Annotated in this window: 8 protein-coding genes; 3 read left to right on the top strand and 5 right to left on the bottom strand. The window is 71.6% G+C overall.

Annotated elements, in window-relative coordinates; all coding sequences use genetic code 11:
- A partial coding sequence (locus ACWEN6_RS40655; protein ID WP_452577534.1) for a beta-ketoacyl reductase occupies window positions 1–1,009 on the top strand: 1,009 nt, incomplete at its 5' end.
- Window positions 1,010–2,074: 1,065 nt separating this feature from the next.
- Here the strand turns inward: ACWEN6_RS40655 and ACWEN6_RS40650 are convergent.
- Genes ACWEN6_RS40650 through rfbA form a run of 4 tightly spaced genes read right to left on the bottom strand, consistent with a single transcriptional unit; the run spans window position 2,075 to window position 5,677 of the window.
- The gene (locus ACWEN6_RS40650) at window positions 2,075–3,187 is read right to left on the bottom strand and encodes a DegT/DnrJ/EryC1/StrS family aminotransferase (protein WP_354853819.1); all 1,113 of its coding nucleotides are present in this window, start codon (window positions 3,185–3,187) and stop codon (window positions 2,075–2,077) included.
- Window positions 3,184–3,798: a dTDP-4-dehydrorhamnose 3,5-epimerase gene (rfbC, locus tag ACWEN6_RS40645; protein WP_452577532.1), complete on the bottom strand. Its 615-nt coding sequence runs from the start codon at window positions 3,796–3,798 to the stop codon at window positions 3,184–3,186. The genes ACWEN6_RS40650 and rfbC overlap by 4 nt, the downstream gene beginning before the upstream one ends.
- Window positions 3,799–3,815: 17 nt before the next feature.
- Window positions 3,816–4,805: a dTDP-glucose 4,6-dehydratase gene (rfbB, locus tag ACWEN6_RS40640; RefSeq protein WP_452577530.1), complete on the bottom strand. Its 990-nt coding sequence runs from the start codon at window positions 4,803–4,805 to the stop codon at window positions 3,816–3,818.
- Window positions 4,802–5,677, bottom strand: coding sequence for a glucose-1-phosphate thymidylyltransferase RfbA (rfbA, locus tag ACWEN6_RS40635; protein ID WP_452577528.1), 876 nt, complete (start codon window positions 5,675–5,677; stop codon window positions 4,802–4,804). The genes rfbB and rfbA overlap by 4 nt, the downstream gene beginning before the upstream one ends.
- Window positions 5,678–5,901: 224 nt before the next feature.
- Here rfbA and ACWEN6_RS40630 point away from each other — a divergent pair, with 224 nt between their 5' ends.
- Together ACWEN6_RS40630 and ACWEN6_RS40625 are read left to right on the top strand one after the other, a co-directional pair.
- The gene (locus ACWEN6_RS40630) at window positions 5,902–8,274 is read left to right on the top strand and encodes a penicillin acylase family protein (RefSeq protein WP_452577526.1); all 2,373 of its coding nucleotides are present in this window, start codon (window positions 5,902–5,904) and stop codon (window positions 8,272–8,274) included.
- Between the two features lie 61 nt (window positions 8,275–8,335).
- Window positions 8,336–9,061 (top strand): thioesterase II family protein, encoded by a 726-nt coding sequence (locus ACWEN6_RS40625; protein ID WP_452577524.1) that lies wholly within the window; start codon window positions 8,336–8,338, stop codon window positions 9,059–9,061.
- A gap of 7 nt (window positions 9,062–9,068) precedes the next feature.
- Here the strand turns inward: ACWEN6_RS40625 and ACWEN6_RS40620 are convergent.
- A partial coding sequence (locus ACWEN6_RS40620; RefSeq protein ID WP_452577522.1) for a KR domain-containing protein occupies window positions 9,069–10,872 on the bottom strand: 1,804 nt, incomplete at its 5' end.

Genomic DNA, 10,872 nt, shown 5'->3' with positions numbered 1-10,872 from the left:
ACTGGAGGAGATCCCCGGCACCCACCCCCTGCGCGCCGTCGTGCACACTGCGGGAGTGGTGGCCGGCGGGGTGCTCGGCACGCTGTCGGAGGAAGGGCTGGACCGGGTGCTGCGTCCCAAGGCGGACGCCGCCTGGCACCTGCACGAACTCACCCGAAAGCATGACCTCACCCGCTTCGTGCTGTTCTCCTCCGCCGGAGGGATGGTGCTCGCCGCCGGGCAGGGCGACTACGCGGCGGCCAACGCCTTCCTCGACGCGCTCGCCGCGGATCGCGCCGCCGCTGGACTGCCCGCCACCTCACTGACCTGGGGTATGTGGGCGGTGGACACCGGGCTCGGCGGGCCGCTGCGGGAGACCGACCTGGCTCGGGTGCGCAAGCTGGGCATACCAGCGATCTCCGCGGAAACCGGGCTGGCGCTGTTCGACGCGGCTCTGCGCGTGCCCGCGCCGGTGCTGGCGCCGATCCGGCCGGACGTCCACGCGCTGCGAGCTCGCGGCGACGACCTGCCCGCACTCTTGCGTGACCTCGTGGGCGCGCGCCGTACAGCGGCCGTGGCCGCACGGACCAACGGGTCGGACGGCACAGCCGGGCTGCGGGAGCGGCTGGCCGGGCTGCCGGCCCGGGAGCGGGACCGCATGTTGGTCGAGCTGGTCCAGGCCGAGGCGGCAGCGGCACTCGGACACGACACCGCGGACCTGATCGACGCCGAGCGCGGCTTCGTGCAGCTCGGCTTCAGCTCGCTGGCCGCCGTCGAACTGCGGAACCGGCTGCGCCGGCGAACCGGCCTTCCGCTGCCCGCCACGCTCGCCTTCGACCAGCCGAACGCCACCGCGGTCGCCCGATACCTGGCCGAGCGGCTCGCCCCAGCGGTGGCCGAGCGGCCGGCCGCAGCGGAGCCGGAGTCTCCCGAGCCTCCTGCCTCCTCGGCGGACGACGAGCGGCTTGCCGCGGCCTCCGCGGAGGAGCTCTTCGCGATTCTCGACCAGGAGCTGGGTGGCGAGGTGTAGCCGAGGCCACCGACCCCTTGTGCACGGCCCCACCGGTGGGGCCGTGTACAACGCCCTACCCATGACTGACGTTCACCGGCTCGGGCGCCATAACAGGCGCCGACACCACCGCACCACGACCCACCGACCCGGCGCCGATCACACCCAGCACACGACCGGAATGAAGAACCGCGCGCCCGGTGAACACACGTGGACACCGCAACCGACCTCAGAACGACACACTCAGACGCCGACATCGCCGTACCACCCCCCACCGACCAGGCACCGATCACACCCCCACACCGCCGGAAAGTAGAGCCACGCCTGGTGGACGCAGGTCATCACCGCAAGCCGCCCTAAAGAAGACGTACACGACAGCATGCGAACGCATGCGACGAACAGCAGGCGTACGACACCGGGGTGAACGATATGGGGGTGAATGGCGGTTGCGTGGTCGGGTCGCGGAACGGCTGGCTTGCCAGTCGCACACCCACTGGGGCGTGGGACCATGGCGATGGTGCCGGCGTGCCGCTGCATGGGCGCGTACCGGCAGGCCGGCGCCGCGGCGCACAGCGGGGCGTGCCGGCCGAGCGGCAGACGCCTGAGTTCGAGGGCCGCCATCACATGAGCCGCCGTCCTCGGCCTGTCGAGGAAGGCCTCCACCGCGTGGCGGTACACCGGCGTTCCTGCGCGAACGCTTGGACGCGACCACGAACCCCCGCCAGAAACACCACCGCCGAACCGGCACGGTAGACCGCGCGTACCACCAATGCCCTTCGCTGGTGAACCGATAGCCGGCAACGAGGGCCCACACCGGCGAACCTAGGGCACCGGTCCCGAACGCATGGAGGGCCGCACAGGGCGTCGTTGGGACGCCGCGGGGTGCCTGCCGATCCGGGGTGGTCTCACCAGCACCGTCGACGATTTGCGCAGGCTGCTCCTCGGTCACCCGCCAGCCCACGGGCAGGCAGGTGCATGGCATTGAGGGCCGTCGTCATGTGAACGGCCCGATCTGGGGTCGCATATAGAAGGCCGCGCGCGGCGTCGTCAGGGACGCCGCGGGCTGCCCGCTGGTCTGGCCTGCTCTCACCAGCCTCGCTGTACGGTCTCGACGATGTGCGCGCGCTGCTCCTCGGTCACCCACCAGCCCACGGGCAGGCAGACGATGCGCTCCGCCACGCTGTCGAGTCCGGGCAGCAGCGTGGCGTACCGGCGGACGCAGGAGTGGGTGTCGTTGCGTTCGTGGACGTTGCTGACCATGATCTGGGCCTCGTCCATGCGCTTCATGAAGCCGGCGCGGTCCTCGACCTTGACGGGGTAGATCCAGAAGGACGACTGGCGGTCCTGCGCACGTTCGGTCAGTTCCAGCCCCGGCACGCCCGCGAGCTCCCGGTCGTAGTGGGCGGCGTGGGCCTGGTGGCGTGCCACGACCTCCTCCGCCCAGTCCAGATTGGCCAGCCCTATCGCGGCGTTGATGTCGGTCATGTGGAACTTGTAGCCCCACTCGGGGACGTCCGGCGGGTTGCGCAGCCGGTCGGCGCCACGGCTGATGCCGAACCAGCGGAGCAGTGTGGCCCGCTCGTGCAGTTCGTCGTCCGGCAGCACCAGAGCCCCACCGTCGCCGCAGGTCAAATGCTTGATCGCCTGGAAGCTGAACATCGCGACGTTGCCGTGGGTACCTAGGCGGCGGCCCTGGTAGGTGGCGCCCCACGCGTGGGCACAGTCCTCGATCACCACGGGGCGGAATCCGAAGGCCGCCTCGGCATCGTCGAGGATCTTCGCCAGCCGCGCGAGGTCGACCGGATAGCCGGAGAAGTGCACGACGACGATGGCGCGGGTGCGGGGGGAGATCTTGCGGGCCAGGTCGTCCAAATCGACGTTGAGCGTGGCGGGATCGACGTCCACCCACTTGATGTGCAGCCGGTTGGCGAGGATGGTCCAGTTGGTGGCCTCCATGGTCAGGGGCGTGGAGAGCACCTCGCCATCGTCGTCCCCTGCCGCGGCGACCATGTGGAGCGCCAGGTGCAGCCCCGAGGTGCCGCTGTTGACCGTGGCGACGCGCGGGTTGCCGATCCGCTCCCCCAGCGCCCGCTCGAACTCGGCGACCTTGGCGCCCTGGCCGATCTGGCCACTGCCGACGACCTCGGCGACCGCCGCCGGAGCCGACTCCGACATGGGGACCTTGAACAACGGGATCAACGCGGCGCTCCGTCCGGTGTGGCGAGTTCGGCGTAGCGGGCCAGACAGTCGGCGTAGGAAGGCAGGATGCCGAGCCGTTCGGCCTCTTTCAGGGAGGGCGCGGCCCGGTCCTTGTCCGACAGGACGGGCTCACGGTCGCGGGGCCAGGGCAGGTCGAGGTCGGGGTCCAGCGGGTTCACCTCGAAGGAGCTCTCGGGCGACCAGGTGCTGGAGCACAGGTAGAAGACGGTGGCCTGCTCGGTCAGCGCGGCGAACCCGTGCGCCAGCCCTTCGGCGAGGTAGAGCGCGTGCCGGTTGTCCTCGCTCAGCTCCGCCACGACGTGCCGGCCGTACGTGGGCGAGCCCTGCCTGATGTCGACGACGATGTCGCGGATGGCGCCACTCGGGCAGCTCACGTAGCGGGCCTGGCCGGGCAGGTGGATCGCGTGCAGTCCACGGATCGTGCCTAGTACGGAGACGGAGCAGTTGACCTGGGCCACGGTCAGCGGATGACCGACGGCCTCGGTGAAGGCGGGCTGCTTGAAGACCTCGAGGAACTGTCCTCTGGAGTCGGGGAAGACCTTGGGCTCGACGAGGAACGCCCCGTCGATGCCGAGTTCGCGAATCCGCATTGATCCCTCTTTCGACGTTATGTCGGGTCGCCCTCATCTGCGGCGGCGACCCCTACGGCACCCTTATGCGCCTCCCACCAGGGGCGGTTGTTCCGGTACCACTCGACCGTCTCGGCCAGGCCCTTCTCGAAGTCCACGGCCGGGCGGTACCCCAGCTCCACGCGGATCTTGATGTCGTGGACGGAGTAGCGGCGGTCGTGGCCCATGCGGTCCTCGACGAACTCCACCCGCTCCCATCCGGCGCCGCAGGCCTCAAGGAGCAGCTCGGTCAGCTCGCGATTGGTCAGCTCGGTGCCGCCGCCGATGTTGTAGACCTCTCCCGGCCGGCCTGCCTGCCGTACCAGCTCGATGCCCGCGACATGGTCGGCCACGTGGAGCCAGTCGCGCGAGTTCATGCCGTCCCCGTACAACGGGACCTTGCCGCCGTCGAGCAGGTTGGTGACGAACAGCGGGATGACCTTCTCGGGGAACTGGTACGGCCCGTAGTTGTTGGAGCAGCGGGTCACCCGCACGTCCAGCCCGTACGTCCGGTGGTAGGCGAGGGCGAGCAGGTCGGCTGAGGCCTTCGACGCCGAGTACGGCGAGTTGGGCGACAGCGGCTGGTCCTCCCCCCATGAGCCTTCCAGGATGGAGCCGTACACTTCGTCGGTCGAGACGTGCACGAACGTGCCGAGCCCGTGCTCGACCGCCGCTGCGAGCAGCGTGTGGGTCCCCGTCACGTTGGTGCGGACGAACTCCCCCGCACCGCTGATGGACCGGTCGACGTGGGATTCGGCGGCGAAGTGCACCACCTGGTCGTGCGCGGCCACCAACTCTCCGACGAGGACGGCGTCGCAGATGTCGCCCCGGACGAACGTGAAGCGGCCCTCGGCGGGCTCCAGGTTGGCCCTGTTGCCCGCGTAGGTGAGCTTGTCGAGAACCGTCAGCGTGCAGTCGCGCCGCTCGGCCAGAGTGCGGACGTAATGGGAACCGATGAATCCGGCGCCGCCGGTGACCAGGATCCTCATCGCGCGTAACTACTCGCGATGCTCATCACGTACTGGCCGTAGCCGGACTGCGACTGCTCGGCTCCGAGCCGGTAGCACTGCTCCGCGTCGATGAAGCCCATGCGGAGCGCCACCTCCTCCAGGCAGGCGATGCGCACGCCCTGGCGTTGTTCGAGGGTCTGCACGTACTGTCCCGCCTGGAGCAGCGTCTCCGGCGTACCGGTGTCCAGCCAGGCGAATCCCCTGCCGAGATCCACGAGTTTGGCCCTGCCCCGCCGTACGTAGGCCAGGTTCACATCGGTGATCTCCAGTTCGCCCCGTTCGGACGGCTTGAGCTTCTCGGCGATCTCGATGACTTCGTTGTCGTAGAAATACAGGCCCGTGATGGCTCTGTTGGAGCGCGGCTTCGCCGGTTTCTCCGCGAGCGAGATCAGGCGCCCGCTTTCGTCGGTCACCCCCACTCCGTATCGGCTGGGATCGCTCACCGGATACCCGAACAGCACGCACCCCTCCACTTCCCGCACGGTCTCTTCCAGCACCTCCGAGAACGAGGGTCCGTGGAAGATGTTGTCGCCGAGGATCAACGCGGCCGGGCCGTCGCCGATGTGGGAGGCGCCGATGAGAAATGCCTGGGCTATCCCGTCCGGCGATTCCTGGGAGGCGTAGGAGATGTTCAACCCGTAGCGGGCGCCGTCGCCCAGCAATCGGACGAAGTTCGGCACCTGGTCGGGCGAGGAAATGAGGAGGATATCCCTGATGCCGGCCAACATGAGCACCGATATCGGGTAATAGATCATCGGCTTGTCGCTCACCGGGAGCAGTTGTTTGGATACCGCGGCGGTGATCGGATGCAGCCGCGTTCCCCGGCCTCCCGCGAGAACGATTCCTTTCACGGCCATTACCTCTCTGCTGCGTGGAAGTGGCCCGAGGCTAAGCAGGGGCGCAGCGGAGCGGCAAGATCGATGACCGGAGAGAGGGGGAGACTTAGGGGATTTTCCGCGCCCGACCGCGAATGGGCAAGGTGCGACCCCCGGATTAGGGGAGGGTAGGGGCTGACCCGGTCTCCCCCGGCGACGAGAATCACTCCACATTGACGTCTCCAGGAGGAGGTCCGGCGGTGCGGATCGTCACTTCACGCCGTGCCGTCACCGCGATCGTCGCCGCGGTGCTCTCACTCACGCCGGCCGTTCCGGAACGGGCGGCGGGGGACACGGGAGACGCCGCCACGCGCGAGGTCCCCGGGCTGCGCGAGCCGGTGCGGCTGGTCGTGGACCGCTGGGGGGTCCCGCACCTGTACGCGCGCAACACCGACGACGTGTTCCTGGCGCAGGGGTACAACGCCGCGCGGGACCGGCTGTTCCAGCTCGACCTGTGGCGGCGGCGCGGACTCGGCCTGCTGTCTGCCGCCTTCGGGCCTCGTTACGTCGACAAGGACCGGGCCGCCCGGCTTTTCCTGTACCGCGGGGACATCCAGCGGGAGTGGGCCGCCTACGGGCCGGGCACGCGCCGCGCCGTCACCGCGTTCGTCCGAGGCGTCAACGCCTACGTCGACTGGGTCGACGCTCACCCGGAGGCGTTGCCGCCGGAGTTCCGCCGGCTGGGCCACCGGCCGGACCACTGGCAGCCTGAGGACGTGGTGCGGATCCGCAGCCACGGGCTGGCGCTCAACGCCTACCCCGAGATGTTGCTCGCGGCCGCAATGTGCTCCGGTGGGCAACCCGCCGCCCGGGCCCTCGTCCGTCTGGAACCCGCGCACGAACCCCAGGTGCCGGACGGACTCGACCCGTGCGCCGTGCCCGTGGACGTGCTCGACACCTACCTGCTCGGCACCACGCCGGTCACCTTCGACGGCGTGACGCTTCAGGATGCGCCGCCATCGTCGCCGTCGCCCGGAGGGTCGAACGCCTGGGCACTCGCGCCGTCGCGTACCGCCACCGGCCGGCCGATCCTCGCCGGAGACCCGCACCGAGCCACCACGGCGCCGGCGCTGCGCTACGTCGCCCACCTGTCCGCGCCCGGCCTGGACGTGATCGGCGCCGGCGAGCCGGGGCTGCCCGGCATCTCCATGGGGCACAACGACCGCGCCGCTTTCGCGCTCACCGTGTTCGCCGCCGACCAGGAAGACCTTCAGGTGTACCGCCTGGACCCCGACGACCCGGGCCGCTACTTCTACCGTGGTCGCTGGGTGCCCTTCACCACGGTGCGGGAACAGGTGCCGGTGGCCGGTTCGGAGCCCCGGCAGGTGGAGTTGACCTTCTCCAAGCATGGCCCGGTGCTCAAGGTGGACGCCGACCGGGGCCTCGCGTTCGGCCTGCGCACCGCCTGGTCGGAGCCGGGCACGGCGCCGTACCTCACCGGTCTCGACGCCATGACCGCGCGGAGCTTCCCCGAGTTCACCGCCCGGGTGCGGCGCTGGGGCGCCCCGCCGGAGAACCTGATCTACGCCGACACCTCGGGCGCCATCGGCTGGGTGCCCGGCGCCCTGGTCCCCCGGCGGCCGGGATACGACGGACTGCTGCCGGTGCCCGGCGACGGCCGCTACGAATGGGACGGCTTCTACGACGGCGCCGAGTTGCCCAGGGTGAGCAACCCCAAGAGCGGCATCGTCGCCTCGGCGAACGAGTACAACATGCCATCGGGGCACCCGGTGCGCGTCGGCTACGAGTGGGAGCCGGCCGCGCGCAAGGAGCGCATCGTGGACGTCCTGTCCGGCTCGACCCGGCACACCTTGTCCGAGATGGCGCGACTCCAGTTCGACAAGGTCGATGAGTACGCCCGGCGCATCGTCGCGGCGCTGCGCGACATCCCGGCCGGCGACGACCCGGACACCGCGGCCGCGCTGCGGCTCCTGCGCGACTACGACGGTACGGCGAGCGCCGACTCCCCCGGCGCAGCGCTGTTCGAGCCCTGGCTCTCCGGGCGTCTCGGCCCGGCGTTCCTCTCCCAGTTCGTCTCCCCGGCGGTGGCCGCCCGGGTGCCGCGCGCCGACGTCCGACAGGTGACCGACGCGTTGGAGCAGCCGGACCGCTGGTTCGGACCGGACGGCGCCGCGGTGCGGGACCGGCTCGTGCAGCAGACGCTGCGCGCGGCCTACGCCGAGGTCCGCGGCCGGCTCGGCGCCGACCCGGCCGCCTGGCGCTGGGGAAGCCTGCACCAGGCGCTGTTCTCCCACCCGCTCGGCGAGCACGTGGGCCCGATCCCCCGGGGCGGCTCCGCGACCACGGTGGACGCCTCGACGTACTATCCCGGGGCCTACCGGTCGGTGTCCGGCGCCGCGTACAGGATGGTGCTGGACGTCGGAGCCTGGGACAACTCCACCTTCGTGAGCGCCCCCGGGCAGTCCGGGGACCCGGCGAGCCCGCACTACGCGGACCTCGCCGCCGCCTGGAGCTCCGGCGCCCAGGTGCCGCTGCTGTACAGCCCGGCCGCGGTCGCGCGGAACACGGAAAGCGTCGTCACTCTGGTGCCCGCGGCGTCCGGCCGCGGGTGATCGCCGGGCCCCACCGGGCTCACCAGGGGGGCGGCGAACGAATCACGGCAGAAGGAGCGTTGTGGACGAGCGTTGGATCAAGCGATTTCACCCCGCGCCGGACGCACCGGCGCGGGTGATCTTACTGCCGCACGCCGGCGGCGCGGCCAGCGCCTACTTCAAGCTGTCCGCCGCGCTGCATCCGGCGCTGGACGCCCACACGGTGCAGTACCCGGGCCGGCAGGAGCGCCGGCACGAGCCGCTCTTGACCGACGTGCGCCTGCTGGCCGCCGGCGTCGCCGATGCGCTCCCCGACGACGGGCGGCCCACGCTGCTGTTCGGGCACAGTATGGGCGCGGTGGTGGCCTTCGAACTCGCCCTGCTCCTCGAGCGGCGCGGCGCGGCGCCGCACGCGCTGATCGCCTCCGGCCGGCGCGCCCCGTCCACCTACCGCGACGAGTGGGTGCACCAGCGGGACCCGGCCGGCGTGGCGGCCGAACTCCGCCGGCTCAGCGGCACCGACCCGGTGTTCCTCCAGGACCCGGAGCTGTTCGAGATGGTGCTGCCGGCGCTGCGCGCCGACTACCGGGCGGTGGAGACCTACCAGTGCGCCGCGGACGCCGCGGTCGGCTGCCCGCTGGTCGTCTTCGTCGGCGACGACGACCCGAAGACCACGGTCGAGGAGGCACGCGCCTGGCACCGGAACACCACCGGCGACTTCGACCTGCGGGTCTTTCCCGGGGGGCACTTCTACCTGGACGACCAGGTGGCCGAGGTGACCGACGCGCTCATCGCGCTGTCCAGGTGACTCACACTCACCCGAGCGTCTGAGCCAGCCATTCCTCGATCACGGCGGCGGTCTGCCGCGCCTCGGACTCCAGGATGCTGAAGTGGTCCGCGTCCACCTCGCGCACCGCCGTACCGGGGGTGAGGACCGGAGACCAGCCCACGCCGACGGCCGTGGTGGTCCCGCCGGGGGTCGCCACCCCGTGGGCGGCGCGGATGAACAGCGTCGGCGCCGCCAGTTCGGCCGGCCGCCACTGGGAGAGCAGCGCGGCGTACCAGCCCATCGCCGACAGCCGGGCGGCGGTGAACGGGCCGAACACGGCCTCCCGGTCGAGCAGGCCGCCCACGATCGACGACCAGACACGGGTGCTCTCCCCCGCCCCGGGGACGTGCGTGTCGAGAAGGATCACCGCGGCCGGGCCCTGGCCGGCTTCCGCCAGCGCGCCCGCGAGCGCGTGCGCGAACACCCCGCCGGCGGAGTACCCGACCAGCGCGTACGGCTCCGCGGCGGCCTCGGCTCCGCCGGTCACCGCTCGGGCCAGCCCGTGCACGAGGTCGTCCAGTGAGGCCGGCAGGCTCTCCTCCCGGACGAACCCCGGCACCGGTAGTACGGCGAGGTCGCGCACCTCGCGGAACTCCGCGGCCAGCGGGACGAACTGGTGCGGCCCGCCGAAGGCCATCGGTGAGTTCAGGCAGAACAGCCGCGGCCGGCGCGGGCCGGAGGCCAGCACCACCGGGGTGCGGGCCGGGGCGTCGGCCGCGCTGTACTGGGGACGTACCGCGGCGGCGGCGTGCAGCAGCGTCATCCCCTCCTCGATCTTGCCGGCGGCGGCCGCCGCGCGGAACAGGCCGCTCAACGTCTCCGCCGCACCCGGCAGATCCTGTGTCGCCGGCCCCTCGCCGTGCGCCGTGGCGGGCCCGGGCCGGGCGTGGCCGTTGGCCGCCGCAGCCTCACCGGCCGGCACGCCGGGCGCCGCGGCGGCGGGAGCCATCTCCTCATCCAGCACCCGGGCCAGCGCGCTGACCGTCGGGTAGTCGAACGCGGCGGTGGCCGGCAGACGGACGCCGGTGTCCGAGTTGAGCGCGTTGCGCAACTCCATTGCGGCGAGCGAGTCCAGGCCCAGCCCGACCAGGTCCGAGTCCGGCTCGACGGGCTCCAGGTCCGCGTGTCCGAGCACCTGGGCCACCCGCCTGCGGACCAGCTCGACCAGGCGCTCCCGGCGCTCCTCGGGGCCCAGTGCGGCCAGCGGTTCCAGCTCGTTCCCGCCCGACGGCGCCGCCGCCGTGCGTCGTACGGCCGGTGCCAGGTCTCGAAGCAGCGCGGGAACGCCGTCCGCGCGGGCGCGCACAGCGGCCGGGTCCAGCCGGATCGGCGCCAGCACGGCGGCATCCGCGCGCCGCGCCGCGTCGAACAACGCCAGCCCCGCGTCCACCGGCAGCGGCAGCATGCCCCAGCGGCGGATTCGGGCCAGGTCGTCGTCGCGGAGCAGGCTTTGCATGCCCGCCTCGCCGCCCCACAGGCCCCAGGCCAGCGTCCGCGCCGGCAAGCCCGCCGCCCGGCGGTGCTCGGCCAGGGCGTTGAGGAAGGCGTTGGCCGCCGCGTAGTTCCCCTGGCCGGGGTTGTCCACCAGCGATGCCGACGAGGAGAACAGCACGAACTCGGCCAGGTCATGCTTCTGGGTGAGTTCGTGCAGGTGCCAGGCGGCGTCCGCCTTGGGCCCGGCCACCTGGTCCACCAGCTCGGGTGTGAGATCGGCGAGGACCGCGTTCGCGCTCGTCCCCGCGGTGTGCACCACGGCGCGCAGGGGGTGGGTGCCGGGGATCTCCTCCAGG

Source organism: Sphaerisporangium sp. NPDC004334, from assembly GCF_053602655.1.
This window is presented reverse-complemented; position numbering and strand designations above follow the sequence as displayed.